The 17,080-nt window shown below is 40.8% G+C and carries 19 protein-coding genes; 2 read left to right on the top strand and 17 right to left on the bottom strand.

Features of this window, described 5'->3' with window-relative positions; genetic code table 11:
- The first annotated feature begins 45 nt into the window (after window positions 1-45).
- Complete coding sequence (locus CXF95_RS06460) at window positions 46-450, top strand: DUF6795 domain-containing protein (RefSeq protein ID WP_101197898.1); 405 nt, start codon at window positions 46-48, stop codon at window positions 448-450.
- A 90-nt stretch (window positions 451-540) separates the two neighbouring features.
- Here the strand turns inward: CXF95_RS06460 and CXF95_RS06455 are convergent, their stop codons facing one another.
- The 7 genes from CXF95_RS06455 to CXF95_RS06425 all read right to left on the bottom strand — a co-directional run bounded on the left by CXF95_RS06455 (window position 541) and on the right by CXF95_RS06425 (window position 5,715).
- Window positions 541-777: a hypothetical protein gene (locus tag CXF95_RS06455; RefSeq protein ID WP_101197897.1), complete on the bottom strand. Its 237-nt coding sequence runs from the start codon at window positions 775-777 to the stop codon at window positions 541-543.
- Window positions 778-854: 77 nt separating this feature from the next.
- Window positions 855-1,067 carry a type II toxin-antitoxin system RelE/ParE family toxin gene (locus tag CXF95_RS06450; RefSeq protein ID WP_101197896.1) on the bottom strand — a complete coding sequence of 71 codons (213 nt, stop codon included), beginning with the start codon at window positions 1,065-1,067 and terminating at the stop codon, window positions 855-857.
- 83 nt (window positions 1,068-1,150) lie between these two features.
- Window positions 1,151-1,351, bottom strand: coding sequence for an addiction module protein (locus CXF95_RS06445; protein WP_101197895.1), 201 nt, complete (start codon window positions 1,349-1,351; stop codon window positions 1,151-1,153).
- 693 nt (window positions 1,352-2,044) lie between these two features.
- Window positions 2,045-3,577 carry a serine hydrolase gene (locus CXF95_RS06440; protein WP_101197894.1) on the bottom strand — a complete coding sequence of 511 codons (1,533 nt, stop codon included), beginning with the start codon at window positions 3,575-3,577 and terminating at the stop codon, window positions 2,045-2,047.
- 217 nt (window positions 3,578-3,794) lie between these two features.
- On the bottom strand, window positions 3,795-4,409 hold the full coding sequence (locus CXF95_RS06435; RefSeq protein ID WP_101197893.1) for a hypothetical protein: 615 nt from the start codon (window positions 4,407-4,409) through the stop codon (window positions 3,795-3,797).
- Window positions 4,410-4,530: 121 nt separating this feature from the next.
- Entirely contained in the window at window positions 4,531-5,295 is a 765-nt protein-coding gene (locus tag CXF95_RS06430) for a hypothetical protein (protein ID WP_101197892.1), read from the bottom strand.
- Between the two features lie 21 nt (window positions 5,296-5,316).
- Window positions 5,317-5,715, bottom strand: a complete 399-nt coding sequence (locus CXF95_RS06425) for a hypothetical protein (protein ID WP_101197891.1) — start codon at window positions 5,713-5,715, stop codon at window positions 5,317-5,319.
- Between the two features lie 639 nt (window positions 5,716-6,354).
- Here CXF95_RS06425 and ltrA point away from each other — a divergent pair.
- On the top strand, window positions 6,355-7,689 hold the full coding sequence (gene ltrA / locus CXF95_RS06420) for a group II intron reverse transcriptase/maturase (RefSeq protein ID WP_101197890.1): 1,335 nt from the start codon (window positions 6,355-6,357) through the stop codon (window positions 7,687-7,689).
- Between the two features lie 78 nt (window positions 7,690-7,767).
- Here the strand turns inward: ltrA and CXF95_RS06415 are convergent, their stop codons facing one another.
- The 10 genes from CXF95_RS06415 to mmsB all read right to left on the bottom strand — a co-directional run bounded on the left by CXF95_RS06415 (window position 7,768) and on the right by mmsB (window position 17,075).
- A complete protein-coding gene (locus CXF95_RS06415; protein WP_101197889.1) occupies window positions 7,768-8,322 on the bottom strand; it encodes a hypothetical protein in 555 nt (184 codons plus the stop codon).
- A gap of 78 nt (window positions 8,323-8,400) precedes the next feature.
- On the bottom strand, window positions 8,401-8,955 hold the full coding sequence (locus tag CXF95_RS06410; RefSeq protein WP_101197888.1) for a hypothetical protein: 555 nt from the start codon (window positions 8,953-8,955) through the stop codon (window positions 8,401-8,403).
- 140 nt (window positions 8,956-9,095) lie between these two features.
- Window positions 9,096-9,494 (bottom strand): hypothetical protein, encoded by a 399-nt coding sequence (locus tag CXF95_RS06405; RefSeq protein WP_101197887.1) that lies wholly within the window; start codon window positions 9,492-9,494, stop codon window positions 9,096-9,098.
- A gap of 85 nt (window positions 9,495-9,579) precedes the next feature.
- Window positions 9,580-10,386 carry a DUF2971 domain-containing protein gene (locus tag CXF95_RS06400; RefSeq protein ID WP_101197886.1) on the bottom strand — a complete coding sequence of 269 codons (807 nt, stop codon included), beginning with the start codon at window positions 10,384-10,386 and terminating at the stop codon, window positions 9,580-9,582.
- Between the two features lie 347 nt (window positions 10,387-10,733).
- The gene (locus tag CXF95_RS06395; RefSeq protein ID WP_101197785.1) at window positions 10,734-12,350 is read right to left on the bottom strand and encodes an IS66 family transposase; all 1,617 of its coding nucleotides are present in this window, start codon (window positions 12,348-12,350) and stop codon (window positions 10,734-10,736) included.
- 35 nt (window positions 12,351-12,385) lie between these two features.
- On the bottom strand, window positions 12,386-12,751 hold the full coding sequence (tnpB, locus tag CXF95_RS06390; RefSeq protein ID WP_101197784.1) for an IS66 family insertion sequence element accessory protein TnpB: 366 nt from the start codon (window positions 12,749-12,751) through the stop codon (window positions 12,386-12,388).
- Window positions 12,748-13,050 (bottom strand): hypothetical protein, encoded by a 303-nt coding sequence (locus CXF95_RS06385; protein WP_101197783.1) that lies wholly within the window; start codon window positions 13,048-13,050, stop codon window positions 12,748-12,750. The genes tnpB and CXF95_RS06385 overlap by 4 nt, the downstream gene beginning before the upstream one ends.
- A gap of 1,352 nt (window positions 13,051-14,402) precedes the next feature.
- Window positions 14,403-15,005 carry a hypothetical protein gene (locus CXF95_RS06375; protein ID WP_101197884.1) on the bottom strand — a complete coding sequence of 201 codons (603 nt, stop codon included), beginning with the start codon at window positions 15,003-15,005 and terminating at the stop codon, window positions 14,403-14,405.
- Window positions 15,006-15,405: 400 nt separating this feature from the next.
- Complete coding sequence (locus CXF95_RS06370; RefSeq protein WP_101197883.1) at window positions 15,406-16,167, bottom strand: SDR family oxidoreductase; 762 nt, start codon at window positions 16,165-16,167, stop codon at window positions 15,406-15,408.
- Complete coding sequence (gene mmsB, locus CXF95_RS06365; RefSeq protein WP_101197882.1) at window positions 16,167-17,075, bottom strand: 3-hydroxyisobutyrate dehydrogenase; 909 nt, start codon at window positions 17,073-17,075, stop codon at window positions 16,167-16,169. Before mmsB ends, CXF95_RS06370 begins: the two co-directional genes overlap by 1 nt.
- Between the last annotated feature and the right edge of the window lie 5 nt (window positions 17,076-17,080).

Raw genomic sequence — 17,080 nt, 5'->3', positions numbered from 1 at the left:
TAGGGCGATATCTAGTAAGTAGAAAGTATAGTGATGCGAATAGGAATGACAATTTTTACTAAAAAAAACAGAAAGCTTGGCTTAATCGGGGCTGGCTTTCTTTTACTATCTTTTGGGGTTGATACAATGGCGGGAATTTTGGGGTCGAACACGTTATTTTCAGAAGTTGAGGGCGTTGTTACAATAAACGGCACACCTTGTGTGTCGGCGAAAATTGAACAACATATTTATAAATCAGATGGTAAAGAGCTCCTCGCCACAGTAAAGACAGATGAAAACGGTCGCTTCAAATTTAAAGGTATTTTAGAAAGCAGGGGAGTGTTTAGTTTTCTGCCTAGTGAGTTTGTTGTCACTCAACGCCTCGTTATTTATTACGAAGAAAAAGAATATCTTGGGTGGGCAAGCACAAAGCGGAGCCCAGAACCAAATGTTGAATCGAATGGAAAATAATTTTCTTTAGTTTGTGATCTCAGCAAACGCTCCGAAGAAGACGATAAATACACAGGTATTTGTCGATTAAAAAATTGATACAACTGAAAGTCATGGACGTTGTTTATTGGAGCCTTCTTTCTCTTCAAAGCTTTCGTAAGCACTTTCAAGAGCTGTTCTCATCTCATCGTGAAAGCGCCCTTCGCTTTGTTCTTTAAAAGTATCCGACCTAGCGAGCCACAGACTACCTGAGTCGAGCAACGACACGAATTTTGCTAGATCCGTATAGCGCCATAATCTCGTGTCTCTAGAAAGCAAATCTTCAACTTTAAGTTGCAGGTTGCGCAAATTACCTCCACAAAATTCTAACGCCTAATATACCGACGAAAAAAGCGCAGCAAGTTGGGGGCGGAATAATTGGTTTGTTAGGTGTGAGACATCCATTTTTTAGGTTCTCTTGCACAATGCATAATCGCAAAAACAATGACAATATCACCGTGAATCTTGTAAAAAATACCATAAGGGAATCTTTTAACTAATGCACGATGAAGTGCCTTGTGAATTTTTGGGAATTGCTCAGGATTTCTCGAAATTTTCGATAATGAATCTTCAACACAAAGAATTAAGTCCGCACCCAATCCACTCCTTCACTGTTCGAAATAAGAATAGGCTTCTTTTAGATCACCTTCAGCTTCAGGACGTATCCTTACATCATATGACACTAAGAATCCAAAATTTTAGATTTGACCGTGTTCCAATCCAAACCGATATTTTGATCTGATTCAAATTGTGACAGCCTACTATTTAACTCGGTTTTTTGTGCTGTCATAAGCTCAATTGCATTCTGTTCAACTGCGACTGAGTCCCAAAGCTGTTGAGCTAGAATCATCTTTTCACTCGGACTCAATTCATCTATTTTCATAATGTCAGCCTAACAATTTTTGATATGAAGAGTATAAAACTATTTGTGTAAAATGTAACTTTTGATATTCAAAGTGCGCCAACGCCCCGCTCACCTACACATACTGCGGAGCGTTTTTGTGTGAAAATAGAGCGCAGCGACTGACACTAAAACGAGCGTAGCAGTATGTGTCAGCGTGCAGCGGTTTATTAAGTGCGCAGTAATCGAGACACCCAAAGTAATAAAGTACTCAATCTCAACCGCTGTTTTTCTACTTTTTAAAAATGGGTGTCTTCTTTAGCTGTCTTCTTTAGCTGTGCCGATCTTCTACCGATTTATCTCGGCGCACTGGGTGTCTTCTTTAGCTTCTAACTGGATCAGTCCGCAGGGAAAGTGACGTTGATTTTCTCGAATAGTCAGCTGCTTTTAACACATCCAGATCGTTATAGAATTAACAAGACAGCCCTGTCAACGCTTAACTCGACACCTTACGATCAAAGCCCATAACTCGGGGCATTGGCGGTGTGCTTACCTTACCAAATAGAGGACTCACACCACCGATCTTCTACCGATTTATCTCGGCGCACTCGGCGTCTTGTTAATTGTAAGCGTCTAGATAACGGTTTGCTAAGTGCGTAGAAAAACACAACCTAACCACCTATTTTTATCGCCCTTAGTTAATGAACTATGCCCACATAAAAAACAGATGATGATTTAGTTTATACGTGTAAATCGTTCAACACCAAGGGGGTTTATACCGTAGACATCGATTGATGATAGTTCTCCATCAATCACTTTATAAGCAGCTATTCTGCCGCTAGATTGGAACTGTATTCTGAATTCATCAGGATATTTCCCCGCAGTAGCAACGGCTTTTAAATCTCCCAAACTGAACTTTAACTCGTTTGTTTTAAGTAACTCTACAATCAATTTTCCCCATAATGGATTACGAAAACTTCCCGCATAATTAGCTTTATCTTGAGTAAGTGTCATTGTTCTGGAAGCGTTTCGTTTTTTATGGCTATCAAAGGTTTCTTGAATATCAATTTCCATTGCTTTCCAGCTATTTTGCATACTTTTAAGGTGAGCATCAGCAATAGTGTTGGCATCCCCTTTATTGAGCAAAATACTATAAGCAATATCTGCGATACCATTTGTCATTTTACTGCCAACCGTAGACTCATTATTAAGCACAACTAGCCCAATATTATGCTCTATCATAAATGAAGTATGGGCATGGGTGCCTGCCACGCCACCAAAGTGATGGTACATTTTTTCTTCTTTATAAGGTCCCATGTACCAGCCCCAAGCGTAACCCTTGCGTATAAAGTCACGATATTTTAAGTCGTTTACCGCTAATTGTTGATGCGATTTTTTAATGACACTAGCAGGAAATACTTGTTTATCATCAACTCGTCCTTCGTTTAATTGGGCAATTAAAAACCTTGCCATATCACGTGCAGAAGAAACGGTTCCACCAGCGGCTTGCATGGTTTCATCACTTTTTTCAAAAGGAAGTATTTCTTCAGGGTCCTCAACATAAAATCCATACGGACGCGCAATTTCATATCCTTTTTTAGGGGCATCACTTGTATATGAAGAGGTATGCTGCATTGATAAAGGTTGATAAACCAATTCAGCAATTGTTTTCTGCCAATCTTGTTTAAAGCTATCTTCAGCCCAAAGACTCAGCAGGTTATAACCCAAGTTACTATATTGAAAATTGCCCAACTCAGTCGCTTTATCGATAGTTGTTGCTGCGGCTAATTTGTATCGTTGTAATTTATTATGTTGCCCTGTAAATGCAAGGGTATCTTCCAACGGACGATTAGCTAAAGCATGAGTATGAGATAATAAATGCTTAACCTGAATGTGACTTGTATCAAGGTGAGGAAAATTTATATCTGGAAACATTTCTGTCATTGACGTAGTGTCTTTAATCTTCCCGTTGTTTTCCATTAACAACGTAGACAATGCAAATAGGGGCTTAGTGACAGAAGCAAGATAAAAGGCGGTGTTCGACGTTACCTTTTTCTTTTCCTTTACATTGGCGTAACCAAAATAGCCTTCATAAACAATTTCACCATCCTTTACAATAGCGATCGCGGTACCTGACGGTAAACCGACTTCTTCTTTTACAGCATTAACATATCGATCAATCGCTGAAAAATCATTACCTGCAAAAGTAGCATTAGCTAACAGTGTCAGAGGCAGCAATAAGGTGATGAATTTTGTATTGATTTTCATTTTTATCCTGAGAATTTCTATGTTTTTTATTATAATTGTCGAAAACGGAATTTAAGTGATAGACAGGAATTACTGTGAAATTTTCGTCGAAAACTATGACCGCATTATTTGCATAACGCCCAAATAACAGGCTAAGTAATGGTTGGCTAAAATTGTGTAGCGAAGCGAAACGTAGCCAACTGTTACGTGTCCTTGTTGATTTTCTTGTTAGCTCTCATTACTCAAGGTTAATTTCTATTCTCATTTGTTTAATGATTTCTTCTTTTAACTCTTTGGCTTTAAGACCTTTTTGTGTCATCTCTTTGGCAATAGGTGCATCAAAGTCTGGCATGATGAAGGCTTGCTTCATTTCCTCAAGCCACTGAGATGATAATGTCATAATCTCTTGATTTAAGGATTCAAATTCATTTGTAAGCTTTAAAAGATGAGAAGATCCTAATATTTTTAGAACTGTCACCTCTTCCATTGCTTTTCTATGTGACTCTTGGATTTGGTGTGGGAATTTACCAACTGTTTCTTGAAACTTAATAAGCGCGTCAGGTGAGTTTTCTGCTTCAAGCAATTCTCGAAACTCTTCAACCAAAGTAACTTTTGAAAAATGCTCATAATCTGTACCTAGACCTTTTGCGATATCTTCAAATTTTTTGAAATACTCGGTATATGCTTTGGTTCGAATTTCTAGAATTTTATCTGATTTCTCTCTTTTACCCTTAAGTACATGAAGCAATAAAGGGATAACAACAGACGCAATGATCACGCATATCGCAGGAATGATTATTTTTGGATCTAACCATGTGGTTGTAGATACTAATTCTATTGCGTCCGATGCCACGGAATCTCCTTGAGAGCTAACGCCCAAATAAGGGGCTTATAACACGTTGGCTAAAATGTGTAGCGAAGCGGAACTCAGCCAACTGTTTGAAGTCCCGCTTAATTTGCTTGTTATATTTTGCTTACCGTTGAGTTGGTTTTGGCTGTGGGTTTTTTGGTGGAACTTGACCTTTTACACTTCTCGGGCCTGGTGCAGCTGGCGGCGGTGGCGGCTGTTTTTGATTTGACATACTTAAACTATCCTTTGTTTGATTTTCAGTGTTTACATTAAGATTATGTAGCGTGTGCGGTATTAGCGAAAAAAACGCAAATACTAGTGAAAAAGTTAAAGACACAGTGGTTTTGTATAGTTTAAAACTACGTTTGTCATTATTTGTAGCGTTTGTTGTTGCGTAATTCATAAAACTATTTTTTATGAATTCTTTAAACTCATTTTCGATATTCTTACTGGAGTTAGGATATTTAGAATAATGATTCAGAAGTGATACATAATAATTTTCAATAACATCTGCTGTTGGTATAAGTTGATCTGTATGTCCAAACCAACACTGTCTAAAATAGTAAAATGCAAAAAATATTGACGTTATTGAGGATAAGAAAAGCAGCCAGAATAAGTAACTCCAATTGGAATTTAATTCTAAAGGAGCACTTTTTATTAGATATGATAATAAACCGATTAAAGCAACACTTATAGCTAATGGTAAATTTAAGCGCGCATTAATTTTTTCTTTACGATCTAGTTCTTGATTGTACTGCTTTTCGTAAAACTTAGAACGCTCACTAGAATTCAAAGGTATGCTCCCTGCAAAATATAACGCCCGCTTAAATTGCGGAAAAAGTTGGCTTTGATTTTGCTCCGCAAAAAGCATGACAGCTTTTGGAGTCAAATTTAAAGCGCTTGTTAGGTTTCATGATGATTTAACCCAATAAACAAAGTCTGGCGACAGCAGAACCAAACCAAACATGATTACACCTACCATATACACTAAATTACTGGTAAATATTGACTTGAAACCAAGATATTTTTTTTCTAAATATTTAAGTGAAATTTTTATTTCTTCATTCTCAGGGTGCTCTTTAGCAAGCACTCTTAGCGTAATTATTGTTTCTGGCACATATTGAATGGCTTTATAAAAGAGAGGCAATAGTAGAGCTATGCAAACTACTGCTCCTCTAGTTGGATTTTCAAGACCAAGGCATGAAAAACCAAGTGTAAATAATAAAATACCTAAAAAAGTATTAAGGTAATCATTTTGTCTCTTGGCTTCTTTTTTTACTAAATTTTCGTCAAATAATTCCGTTTTCAAAATTCCCTCCTGAAACCTAACGCCACTGTAATGGGCATTTTTTGCGTAGTGGAGTTTTGCGGTAAAGTGGCGAAGCCACCGCAAAACGGAGCGAAGTAAAAAATGTCCCATTGACAGTTTTGTGTACGCCCAGCATGGGCACGAACTAATGAGGTGAAAGTCCTCTGTAGGAAGATCACCGTTTATATAACTTACCGTTATTAAACGTTAACTACTAGCGAATGGCAAGGGCTTAGCCGCGAGGCTTGGTCTGGAGGAAGCCGGACGCAAATTTGCGAGCTGATGAACAAGAACATCATATGAGGCGTAGGCTAGAGGTGAGTTGGCACAAGACGACGAAACCACGTGATCTAATGGCCACCGTAAATGATGCAGCAGTGCAAAGAAAGTTCATGCTTTTATCTGGGGAGATCTGCTTAACAAGCGATCGGTAACTAACCAGTGAGGCTCTGGTATACAAGTGCCTTGGCTTTTCAGTGTCATCGACTGGAAAGAGCAAATAGATGAAAACCGATAGCGCATAACGGTGTAAGCCGTCATGTGATTAAGCAGAAGTCAGCAGACGACATATTAGCCAAATGCCCATCGTAATGGTTGGGACACGGTGAAGGTCCGAACATTTAGAACAAAGGAGGAGCCTTGTCAGACTTGAATACACGAATGCCGTCCGGTAGTGACGTGACTCAGCGTACCGACAAGCAGCCAGCCTTTAGTGCAGATCTACTTGGGCTTATTCTTCGTCCAGCCAATATCTTGGCTGCATGGAAACGAGTTCGAGCCAACAAAGGGGCCGCTGGCATTGATGGGATGTCCATTGATGACTTCCCCGCTTGGGCAAAGGATGGAAACTGGAAACGTATTATGTCTGAGCTTTGCTCAGGTCAATACCAACCTTCACCCGTTCGGCGTGTGGAAATAGATAAACCAGATGGCGGTAAACGTCAGCTAGGTATCCCGACCATCGTTGACCGAGTGATCCAACAAGCCATTGCTCAAGTCCTTACGCCTATTTTCGACCCGACCTTCTCAGACAACAGTTTTGGGTTCAGGCCAAATCGAAATGGGCAACAAGCGGTGAAACAGGTACAAAGCATCATTAAAACGGGTCGCCGTTTTACAGTCGATGTTGATCTGTCTAAGTTCTTTGACCGCGTTAATCATGATTTACTTATGACGCTCCTTGGCTACAAAGTGAAGGACAAACGTCTACTTAAATTGATTAAACGTTATCTGCGAGCTGGGGTTATCGATAACCAGCTTTACGTGGAGAGCCGAGAAGGAGTACCACAAGGCGGGCCGTTGTCACCCTTGCTGTCCAACATCATGCTCGACCCTCTGGACAAAGAGCTTGAGAAACGAGGCCATCAGTTTGCCCGATACGCGGACGACTTTACCATTTTGGTAAAGACGCCGCGTTCGGGCAAGCGTGTGCTGAGTAGTATCAGCAGGTTCCTGTGTCACCGTTTGAAACTGGTCGTTAATACGACCAAAAGCCACGTCGTTAAAACCAGTGAAAGCAAATTCCTTGGATTCACATTCAACAGAGGACGCATTCAATGGCATCCGAAGACTTTGCTGAAGTTTAAACAGCAAGTTCGGCGGTTAACGAACCGTAACTGGGGCGTGTCTATGCATTATCAACTCTTTAAAATCAGTCAATATTTACGAGGCTGGATAAACTACTTTGGTATCGCTAATAGCTATCAACGATGTGTAGACTTAGATCATTGGATCAGGCGCAGAGTGAGAATGGCGTATTGGCGGCAGTGGCGAAGACCACGTACCAAAGTCAGAAGTTTAATGAGATTAGGTGTGCATGTACAAGCTGCGGTTGCGTGTGGCATTACCAGTAAAGGGCCATGGCGTAGTGCGAAAACTCCGGGGATCAATCAAGCCTTATCGCTTGATTACTTAAAATCCGAAGGGCTTTATTCGTTACGTGATGGTTGGATTGCGCTTCACTATCCTAAATGAAACGCCCTGTGCGGAGCCGCATGCAGGGTGTTGTGGGGGCTGAGGGTTAGAGACCCTTGGCTACCCGATTAGGCATGCTCACGGCTCCACAAAATGTACGTTTACAAATTTCCATTGATCGCCAATGCCTGCTAGCTGATAGTGGCGTATGCGCTCCGACATATTGTCCTTTGTCGATACGTAAACAGTACCATCAAACATCCTCCAGACGCGAAGAACGGACTCGTTCCCCATGTACCCTTCTGCCTTAATGTAGTAAGAGATCGACTCTCGTTCATTATCGGTAATCATTGGCTGGCCATAGTCTCCATAATCTATAGCTGGATTCAAATCCGCAGGAGATTGCCATTGAATATCGTATTGTTCATGCAGAATTGATTTTTTCTCATCCCAAAACCTATGAATAAAATCAACGTTACGTTTCACATTACCGACACGCCTCTCTGCTTTTTTGTCCACATCAGAAAATATTTTTTTGAACCTAGGATTAACTTCCTGTAAATCGAATTTTTCATTGACTGCGCGAGGCCTTTCATTTCGGACCTCTGTTTCTCGGTAAATAGGATCTGGCTGTATTGCGTACGTAAAGGTAGCTAACCACAGCAGAGATATTACAATAAACAGTCTGATCATATGTTTTTTGCCTAACGCCCCAAGCAGGGGATTTTATGAGTGTTTTTCAGCGAGTAAAATTCCCGCTGACTTGGCTTGTTAGGCATTTAGTGCCTCAATCCATTCTCCTGTTCTTAACTTCTTTTGTATCTTGAGTTCTATTTTTTGTTCAAACTCATGGTTCTCGATAGCGACAGGAGATACTTTATAACCACACTCCTCACAAGCATATATATACACAAATCCACCTTTCTGATAATCATGCTCGGCTCGGGGAATTATTTGATATTGGCATTTTGGACAAAGACAATGCAAGTTTGTAATTTGTTGCCCGTGATATCTCCACCCCCAACTTAACCCCTCGAAGTTATCTTTTACATAATCAGTAAAAGAACTGGTTTGATTTTTTTTGCCTTTCAAGGAAGAAAGTATAGCCATCACAAATAGAAAACAGGGTATTGCCATTATTGTAAGTAACCAATTAGGAGTGCTTGTACTGGAAGTAATAAAACCCCAAGTGAGTTTTATTAACGATAGGATATCAGGCCATAAATTTAATATATACGTCGCAACTGCAACGATCAGTGCGATGATTCCCGTAGCAATAACTTTGCTCCATACAGGATCTTTCCATAGTTTTTTTAATAGCTCCATAGATGGATACTTCCTTATATGCCTAACGCTTCGCATAAACAGCGGAGCAAATTGGACGCTTTTTTGCGCCGTGTATTTTGCAAAAAACTGGACTGTTTGCGGATTCAGGTTTGATGCGTTTGTTAGGCATTACAACCACCTTACTCATCAAGTCGTTGCTTGCACGAAACGCTTTTAAATAATGTAGAAATGCCTTCAGCAGTCTCATTTTTATACACAGAATCAACATCCTCACTTTTCTCAAATTGGTGCAGTTTTACCATAAGCCCCATAAGGTCATTATATAACTCAGGGGAGATAATATATTTTGAAGCCAATATTATATTTTGTTCTTCTGGGTAGTTTGAAAGTTTGAAGCTGCCCCAATCTTGCTGAAATTTTAAGTGTAAATCCCTTAGAGTTATAGCGAGTCGATGTTTGTCTCTTATGAATATATTCTTTCTATTTTCAATAATAGTCTTATAGGCAAAATATACTACAAAGGCCGCAGCTATTGAGGATATCACTGCAGCTATAGACTGAATACAATCACTATCCATTTAAGACCATCTCCATTTTTATGTCTAACGCCCCAATAAGCCGACACAAAGAGCGCAGCGAGTTGAGGTCGGATTAATTGGTTTGTTAGGTGACAAGCCCACGATCCTTAGCAACTATATAAGGTATATAATTAAAGTCCTCGAACTCTAATTCAAATTTAGTGTCACTTCTTTTCCCTTTCCAATATTTAACGTGTGTATTTTGACCTTGGAGGATTAAACATACAATATCTATAACTTGATCGGGGACATTTGAACCAAAATACACCCCTGTAAGAGCTTCACTTTCATAAGTCCACTTAGTCCCCACATGATGGTGTATACATCTCCACTCCGCCTCGTATTCCCAAGACGTAGATTTAGTACAATATAAATCAAAGAGCTGTTCAAAATTATTTTTGACGATAGCATCCGTAATACTGATTGATGGTATTTCTTCAGTGTACTTTACTTTTTTTGCTTTATTGAATGGCTCAAAGGAAGTGTCAAACTCCAGACAAAACCCTTTATTTTTGTCTCCATAATGAGACCACATAAGTAGGTCATTGTGTTTCTCAGAGAAGCAAGATACACCTTTGCCATCTATAGCTTTGTGAACAATATCGCTAATACTCCGATTGCCAACCCCATGTAACCAGCTTCTTAACTCGTCAGTTGATGCTTGGGCTAAAGCTTGCTTTGTTTGTTCTGGAAAATCGGGGATTTTTGAATATAGACCTCTGAATGATTCAACGTCTGAATCAGTTGGTTCTTTTATCCTTGCTGTGATTGCACAATCATAAGGATCATTAAAGTCTAACGGTGAACCGAAATATAGGATTTGAGATTTTAAGTTCGATAGGCTTTGAGTAGTAAAGCTTTCGTACTTATAAAGCTTTTTTGGAATACCCATATTCAAAATATCCTTTGTTCACCTAACGCTTTGCATATGGGGATTTTAGGAGCGCTTTTCCAGCGAGTAAAATTCCCACCATGATGCACTTGTTAGGTGCTTTTATGTAATTTGCTGTGCCACTAATCATCTCTCGACTGGCAGGCAACTTTCAACCACTTCATATTGAAAGCTTATTTAGAATTACCTTTAAATGAAGCTCGAAGGCTATCTTTTTCATTTGCTGGTTTAAAAACAAAATCTTCATAGCTTATCCCAAGATGACCACACAGTATTTTGTCCTTTTTCTTCTGCCATATATCAAACGGTAAAGCAGAAACAACGTAAGCGGCTAATCAACCCACGTATCAAACAGTCGTAATACTGCGCTTATAGTTCCACGGCAATAACGCTTCAAAATCTTCCACCGTTTCCGCATAGGGTATCGCTTTGAATATAGTATTGAGATATGCGTATGGCTCAATGCCATGTAACCGAGCGGTTTCAATCAAGCTGTAATGTGCGGCACTGGCGTTTGCGCCAGCAGGTGTGTCGGCGAATAACCATGCACGCCTCCCAACGGCAAAAGGGCGAATGGCGTTTTCAGCCATAATGTTACTGATGCGAAGCTGCCCATCTGTGCAATACACAGTGAGTTTATCCCACTGATTATGCAAGTAGGTCATGGCCTTGCCAGTTAAACTGTCGGTGGCCACGCGCGGTTTGTTTGCCGTGAGCCATGCCTGCAGTGTGTTTAATATCGGCATGCTCTTAGCTTGGCGAACGGCCAGTCTTTTCTCATTGCTAGCATGTTTGATGGTGCGCTCAATCCCATAGAGCTTGTTAATCAGGCTCAAGGCCATGTCGGCTTTGCTGGCTTTTATTTTTTTCCCTTTAGGTTGTGATTGCTGTGCCTCGATGAATTTGCGGCGAGCGTGATCCATACAGCCTAATTGAATGAGCTGGTTTTTGCGGCACACTTCGTTGTAACCTGCATAACCGTCGGTTTGCAGGTAGCCATGAGTAAATCCATGTAGCAAGCGCATAGGCACATGGCGAGCACGCGATGGGTCATAGTCAAACAGCACGCTTTGTTGGTCGGCTTTACCGCCGAGTGTCACCCACATAAATTTATCGCCCGTGGGCGCAAGCCCTGGCTCTTTTAATACCTGAATGCGGGTTTCATCCGCCATAATGAGTGAGCCGGCATGCTGAGTCTCCCTTAATAAGTTAATTAAGGGTTGGATTTGTTTGCCTAGCGCAATGACATAGTTGGCGAGTGTTGTTCTTGATATGCTGCCCCCGTATCGTTCGATAATCCCCTCTAATCGATAAAGCGGCATGCCATCGGCGTATTTAGCAATAATGATGTAGGTCATTAAGTTGATACTGCCCATGGCTTTGGGTACAGGGTGTTTAATGACCTCAGCCGCTTTCATGGTGGTTGTGCCTTGTTCGTCTTTAAACACCGCCTTTTCCTGCATGTACTCTAGTACCTGTACTTTGGCAGGGATAATATCTAGCTCTTCTCTGACTTTCACAAAGAAGGTATTGATTGCGCCTTCTTTTTCAGTATCTGACAAATACGCAAACACTTGGGTGCGTGGTAGGTTTTTAGCAAAGGGTTTGCGACCGGTTTTGGCTTTAGGCTCGCTTGTGGTCGGTAACTCAGGCTCAGTTTGTTCTGGCTCACTGGTCGCTTCGGCTTCGTTGAACAAGTTACCTTGCTCTGGCGGGGTTTGTTCAGAGCTGCTGCCAAAGCGTTTGCTATTAGATAAGCGTAAATACTCTTCGAGTAACTCAACGCGCTTTTTAAGTGAATCGATGACATCAGACTTCTTTTCGATGATGTCACTTTGCTCTGCAATCAGTGTTTCTTTTTCCCCAATCACCCCGTCTTTTTCAGACAGCATAGCTTGCAACCTTGACATGGTATCGGTGTCGCTAAAAGCCTTGTTTTTATGGGTGTTGGGCGGTAATTTCATGCCCGATATTATACTAAACTTGAGGCTAAAAAGCCCTAAAAAACACTGTCGAAATGCAACTTTTTATGGCCCTTCATGGCACTAATATCAAGACCATCAAGTAGCCAGTTTATTTGCTGGCCGTTGAGTGTTATCACCTCCTTTTCACACCTCGGCCAAATGAATCTATCTTCCTCTAGGCTTTTGTAATACAGCACGAAACCATTGTTTTCCCAGAACAGACATTTGATTTTAGTGCGCCGTTTATTGGTGAACACATACAAGTGACCCGAAAAAGGGTTGTGACCCAACTCACATTCGACAATGGCGCTAATGCCTCGAAATGACTTACGGAAGTCAATTGCCTGCGGATATAGATAAATATGCGTAAGCGACATGCACGGGCGCATCGCACTTGTCATGACAATGCCGCCGTTAGCTGTTTCACCACATCGATATTATTGGGCGCAATACCCGATAACGACAGGCCATTGGCGAAGTGCAGCGTTAATAATTCTGGCTTGGGTAAATACTCTGGAATAGGCAATGCAATGAAACCCGTTTTGACCGGTGCTGTTTCTTGCGTTTCTAATCTACGCTTATGGTGACTTAGTCGCTGCGGGTTTAGTTGATGCTTTTTACAATACTGCGTTTGTGTTAATGCTGAATCCTTCCATTGGCTTACGTGTTGCTGCCAAAAGATGATGGGTTGTTTTGACATGTCATTTCCTCACTTGATTTCAGTGACGAAATTATGCACCAGCGGTAATGGTAAAATAAGACCGTGGGTTTATTTGGCGCTTACGAAACAACGAAAACCAAAACTATTATGAATAACACCAATGCATACTGGTAGAGTGAAAATTGCTCAGACCTGATCTCATAAATAAAACCACCGATCGCTACACTCAAAGTTAAAGTCCAAAAAATCGAATAACTTCTAAGAAATAACTTCAACCTTTTTACACCGCCGCTATTTGTCATTTTTTCGTAACTCCGCCAACTAACCTAGCTATAGCACCTAACAGTTTAGTCGACGACATAATGTCGTGTTTAAACACCCCATTATGTCGTCTATAGTTCAGGCCATATTTTTACTCGGCCTCTACGTATCTCTTTTATAAACGTTTTCTTCCAACCAAGCAAAAGATAATTGCGGAAATCCCCCTAAATGTCCACGATCTGCTCTTATTGGACAAATTGGTAATAACTGCATATATGTGGCTATATAAGTGTTAATTAGTGGTACTAGCCACATCGATGTAACTGCCTGATAATTATTAGTAAATTTTTCGATATCGACGTTTGGTAATAAGACTTCAATTATTATAATTGTAAGGTGGTCAGCGACTAAGGCTTTGGGTAACGTCAGCAAAGAGCGAATTGCGGACATAGGGGACATTCGGTTTATGATTGAGCTATAGCTCTAAAGCAGACATTAACGCTCCGTTAACGGGCGAGCGCTTTTTGCGAGTCCGTGCCAGCTTGGTTTGCTGGCGTTTTTGTTAAACGGCTTGTTAGGTACTTGCATAGACAACCTTGTTAGAGTTTAGCCTTGCAGCTTACTGAATTATTTGCATGCATTTCACAAACGTGTTTTGTATCGCCACATGACAATTCCCAATCACGGCTTGTTAGAGAGTTACGTCTATGGACAACTGAAACATCTTCTTTTGGGCATTCGATCTGCTTGTGTGATAGTTCTATTATTCTGTCGTTTGACGGCATATTTAAAGCGCAGCCTGAAACAAACAGACTAAGAAATACAATTAAGAATATACGCAATTTACTGTCCTTTTCCATAAGTACCTAACGAGGCTGTAGAATTTCTCTTTATAGAAAAACAGCTTCAGAAATTATTTAAATTAAGCCTCAACACGCGTTTCTCCGTGAGACTTGATGCGATATCCTACCAAAAAATGACTTTTACAGGATCTACGAACATAAATTTCATCCGTTATTTCCCTCTTTTGAGAAATCCTACAGCCTCAACGCTTATATTAAGCGGCTAAGTACAATTTGCTAGACTGCGCGAAGCGCAAGCAAACTGTACGTGTCCGTTTGAATACCTTGTTAGCAGCCGACAGAAAAATATATTGAATCAAAAACTGAATCAATGGATACACCTAAAAATTTTACTTGGTCAGGCTTGAATCCAATATCTACTACTGAAAAATCAAACTCTTCTGTATGCTTAGTTTCACCAACATGATTAATAATGCTATCCATCTTGGATGATGGTGCAAGGGAAACACCTAAATCAAGATTTTCGTAGTAAATCATTGATGTGATTTTCTCTCCTAAGGAAAAAGCCATTCCAAGTGGTTCTGCTGTCTCGTCCTCGCTGTGCATAATTAGGGGTAAAATGTTCTTATTGGATTTGTCGTAGTAAAACAATATGGAAAAACTTTGTCCGTTTTTCGAACTTGAAAATGTTACTCTTGAGTTAGGATTCCATTCACTTTCATCATAAACTTTTGAAACGGAAGCCGTAAATCCCATATTACAGAAGTCATGGGGCAGATACTTTATTACTTCAGATGAAGGACCTTCTCGAGATGATATTTTGAATGATAAACCATCTCTGACATTGTCCTCTACTTTCTCAACTTGTAATGTTGTTGTGGAAGTACACCCTACAGCTAATAGACCCAATAATAATACGGCTATTTTCACTTTACATCTCACTTTATTTAGGCTGCTAACAATTTATTCGACGACATAAAGGGATCTTTCACCCTCCCATTTATGTCCAATATTATTCAGACCATTTTTTTATACGGCCCCTACTGCCATCTTTATAAACGATTTCAAGCAACCAAGCAAAACGTAATTGCGGAAATACCCCTAAATGTCCACGCTCTGCTGTTATTGGACAAATGACTGAGCACTGAAAACAAAACCAGTATAAATGGCCCTAATTAGGTATCAAAATCTTAGTCGGCAAAGCCGATGCTTTAGCTGCAGCGTTCCTATATCAATGTTTAGATATTAACTTAAGACCAGTAGAACAAAAAAGCGCCAACTAACTTAGCAGGTGCTTGCAAAAAGTGAAGACAATTTATGTCAATAATCCCTAAACCCTAGTCCCACCATCCAACTCTAACGTTCTGCCCGTAAAATAATCATTCTCAAAGATAAACTTAGCTGCATGAGCAAGCTCTTCCACTTCAGCAAGACGTTGTGCGGGGATGCTTTTGATAAACATTTCACGCATTTCAGGGCGCATTTGTGCGGCCATGGCAGTTTCGACTAAGCCAGGCGCGATACAACCAGTACGAATACCAAAACGAGCGAGTTCTTTAGCCCAAGAGACGGTCATGGTCGCCACTGCCGCTTTAGATGCAGAGTAGTTGGTTTGACCCGCATTACCAGCGCGAGACACAGAGGAGATATTCACTATTACACCTTTGCTTTTGGTCTCGACCATTTGTGCAGCCGCTTCACGGCTACACAAAAATGTGCCGGTGACATTCACATCTAAAACGGATTGGAATTGTTCTAGCGGCATTTTATTCACCACTTTGCCTTCTTTCACTTTGAGCAACATACCATCACGCATAATACCGGCACTATTGATCAAGCCATTGATTTGACCAAAATCTGCAGCGATCTTGGCAAAAGTGTCTTCGACTTGTTTCTCGTCTGTGACATTCACTGCATAACCGCAGGCTTTAACACCGAGTTTTTCAATTTCACTAGCAGCAGCTTCAACGGCTTCTGCCTGCATATCTAATAAAGCGATATGTGCACCTTGTTTGGCAAACTCTTCAGCCATGGCTTTACCCAAACCTTGGGCGGCACCGGTGATAACTATCACTTGATTTTGTAAATTCATTACGACTTCTCTTGCTTGGAAAATAAATTAAAAATACTGGAAAAATCCAGTTGTCCGTTACCTTGCATACTATGAATAGTATACAAACTTTGCGCCAGCGCGCCCATAGGGGTAGACGATTGGCTTTTAATACCGGTATCCATAGCGAGGCCTAAATCTTTCTTCATCAAATCCACCATAAAACCGCCTTGGTAGTCATTAGATGAAGGTACGTTGGGCATCACATCAGGACATGGGTTATATAATTCTAAAGTCCAATTTCTACCAGAGCTTTGCAGCATAATATCTGACATTACTTTAGGATCTAGGCCGTTATCAATCGCCATTTGTAGCGCTTCAGAGGTGCCTAACATCAATACTGACAACAACATATTGTTGCATATCTTGGCTACCTGCCCTGCCCCATGGTCGCCAGCATGGAAGATGTTTTTGCCCATAGCCTGCAAAATTGGCAGTGCTGTTGCATAATCCTGCTCTTTACCACCGACAATAAAAGTCAAAGTGCCCGCCGTGGCGCCGCTCACCCCACCAGATACCGGAGCATCAATAAAATGGATGTTTCTCTCTGCTAATTTGTTAGCAACCGCTTTTGAAGTCAAAGCATCAATGGTGCTCGAATCAATCACCAAGGTGCCTGCTTTTAACTGGTTAATTAACCCATTTTCAGCAATGTAAAGTGACTCAACATGTTTACCTGCCGGCAGCATCGATATGACAATATCTGCGTCTTGAACAACCTCAGATGCAGAATTAGCTTGGGTAGCACCCGCTTGTTCCAGGGTGTCCATAGTGGCTTGCACTAAGTCAAATACAGATACACTATAACCCGCTTTTAACAGATTGAGCGCCATAGGAGAGCCCATATTGCCCAAGCCAATAAAGGCTATCTTAGGGTGTTGTTTTTGCATTTTAG

The organism is Paraglaciecola sp. MB-3u-78 (assembly GCF_002835935.1).
Classification (GTDB): domain Bacteria; phylum Pseudomonadota; class Gammaproteobacteria; order Enterobacterales; family Alteromonadaceae; genus Paraglaciecola.
This window is presented reverse-complemented; position numbering and strand designations above follow the sequence as displayed.

Coding starts and splice junctions, on each gene's coding strand:
- CXF95_RS06405 (WP_101197887.1), bottom strand. CDS start 9,494: ATGGATAGTGATTGTATTCAGTCTATAGCTGCAGTGATATCCTCAATA.
- CXF95_RS06460 (WP_101197898.1), top strand. CDS start 46: ATGACAATTTTTACTAAAAAAAACAGAAAGCTTGGCTTAATCGGGGCT.
- mmsB (WP_101197882.1), bottom strand. CDS start 17,075: ATGCAAAAACAACACCCTAAGATAGCCTTTATTGGCTTGGGCAATATG.
- CXF95_RS06370 (WP_101197883.1), bottom strand. CDS start 16,167: ATGAATTTACAAAATCAAGTGATAGTTATCACCGGTGCCGCCCAAGGT.
- CXF95_RS06395 (WP_101197785.1), bottom strand. CDS start 12,350: ATGAAATTACCGCCCAACACCCATAAAAACAAGGCTTTTAGCGACACC.
- CXF95_RS06400 (WP_101197886.1), bottom strand. CDS start 10,386: ATGGGTATTCCAAAAAAGCTTTATAAGTACGAAAGCTTTACTACTCAA.
- CXF95_RS06440 (WP_101197894.1), bottom strand. CDS start 3,577: ATGAAAATCAATACAAAATTCATCACCTTATTGCTGCCTCTGACACTG.
- CXF95_RS06410 (WP_101197888.1), bottom strand. CDS start 8,955: ATGGAGCTATTAAAAAAACTATGGAAAGATCCTGTATGGAGCAAAGTT.
- CXF95_RS06415 (WP_101197889.1), bottom strand. CDS start 8,322: ATGATCAGACTGTTTATTGTAATATCTCTGCTGTGGTTAGCTACCTTT.
- CXF95_RS06445 (WP_101197895.1), bottom strand. CDS start 1,351: ATGAAAATAGATGAATTGAGTCCGAGTGAAAAGATGATTCTAGCTCAA.
- CXF95_RS06385 (WP_101197783.1), bottom strand. CDS start 13,050: ATGTCAAAACAACCCATCATCTTTTGGCAGCAACACGTAAGCCAATGG.
- tnpB (WP_101197784.1), bottom strand. CDS start 12,751: ATGACAAGTGCGATGCGCCCGTGCATGTCGCTTACGCATATTTATCTA.